The organism is Streptomyces albidochromogenes (genome assembly GCF_005981925.1).
GTDB classification, from domain to species: domain Bacteria; phylum Actinomycetota; class Actinomycetes; order Streptomycetales; family Streptomycetaceae; genus Streptomyces; species Streptomyces albidochromogenes.
The window spans coordinates 1-1,641 of record NZ_VBVX01000590.1; the positions used below are offsets into that span (position 1 = coordinate 1).

A 1,641-nucleotide genomic window follows, 5' to 3' on the forward strand; every position below is an offset into this window, starting at 1 on the left:
CGCCAGCTCCGCGTGCCGTTGCCGCACCGGCCGCAGCAGCTCGACGACAGCTTCCGCCGTGTCCTTCTTCAAGGCCCCGTACGAGTCGTACCCCCCGGCCAGCTCCCCGGGGTCCCCGCCCTGGCAAGCCGCGAGTACGTCGAGGAGGTTCGCGACCCCGGGCTTCTCCTCCCGGTCGTACTCGACCTCGGTCCCGCTGTCCGTCACGGCCCGCATGATCTTCCTCCGCACCACCTCGGGCTCATCGAGCAGATAGACGATCCCCGCGGTGGCTGCGTGCGACTTCCCCATCTTGGAAGCGGGGTCCTGGAGGTCCATGACCCGAGCGCCGACCTCGGGGCGCGTGGCCCTCGGCACGGTGAAGGTGTGCCCGTACCGCTGGTTGAACCGCACCGCCAGATCACGGGTCAGCTCGACATGCTGCGTCTGGTCGTCCCCTACAGGCACCTCATCGGTCCCGTACGCCAGGATGTCGGCCGCCATCAGCACCGGATACGTCAGCAACGACAGCCGCACGCTCTCCCCGGCCGCCCGCGCCCGCACACTCTTCTCCTTGTACTGGATCATCCGCCGCAGCTCGCCGTCCGTGGCCGTGCATTCCAGTACGTACGAAAGCCGCGCGTGTTCATCCACATGGCTCTGCACGAACACGGTGCAGAGCGCCGGGTCCAGTCCGGCCGCCAGCAGCAGCGTCGCCGCCTGTCGGCTGAGCCGCCGTACCCGCGCGGGATCGTGCTCCACGGTCAGCGCGTGCAGGTCCACCACGCAGAACAGCGCGTCGGCCCGGTGCTGATCGGCCTGGGCCCACCGCCGCACGGCCCCGAGATAGTTGCCCAGCGTCAGGTGCCCGGTCGGCTTGACCCCGCTGAAGATCCGCGTCATCTCTCATGCCTCCTGGTAGGAGCCGCCGCCACCGACGGCCGGGCCTCCCGGAGAGGGAAACGCGAACGGCCGCCGTAGCGGCGGCCGTTGAGCGCATACGTGTCTGCCGGCCGCCGTCAGGCGGCCCGCCACCCCTGGGTGCACGTACGCGAAGTCATGGCCCCCATCCTAGCGGCGGAGCCCCCGGTTGACACGGGATTGACGCCTACGTAGTGTTCTCCGAGTTGTCCGACGTGAGCACCGGCCCCGGCCGGCCCCGGACAGCCATTCCGCAGGAACCACTGAGCGAACGACTGCTGTCGTCCCGTTCTCGTGCGCATTTGCGAAATGAGGAATCCCCGTTCGAAGGAACGATCCCGATTAGCTCGGGGGCCAGGATTCCGCTAATGTCTCACTCGTCGAAACGGCCAACAACCGTTAAGACACCGCCGACTGGCAGTCGGGCCCGAAAGGACCTGATAGAGTCGGAACCGCCGGAAAGGGAAACGCGAAAGCGAAGAACTGGAAAGCACCGAGGAAGTCGGACACGAAAGCGTCTGATAGAGTCGGAAACACGAAATGCCGAACGAAAGCCCGGAGGAAAGCCCGAGAGGGTGAGTACAAAGGAAGCGTCCGTTCCTTGAGAACTCAACAGCGTGCCAAAAGTCAACGCCAGATATGTTGATACCCCGGCCCACTTCGGTGGGTTGGTGGTTCCTTTGAAAAGTCCTGGCTGTCCTAGTGGCAGTCCAGGCGAACACAGCGAGGACGCTGAGAACA

1 protein-coding gene is annotated in these 1,641 nt (G+C 65.9%); it reads right to left on the reverse strand.

Translation table 11 applies throughout. The features are described from left to right. On the reverse strand, positions 1–882 hold an 882-nt coding region (gene trpS, locus E2E34_RS34110), incomplete at its 3' end, for a tryptophan--tRNA ligase (protein ID WP_138905689.1). Between the last annotated feature and the right edge of the window lie 759 nt (positions 883–1,641).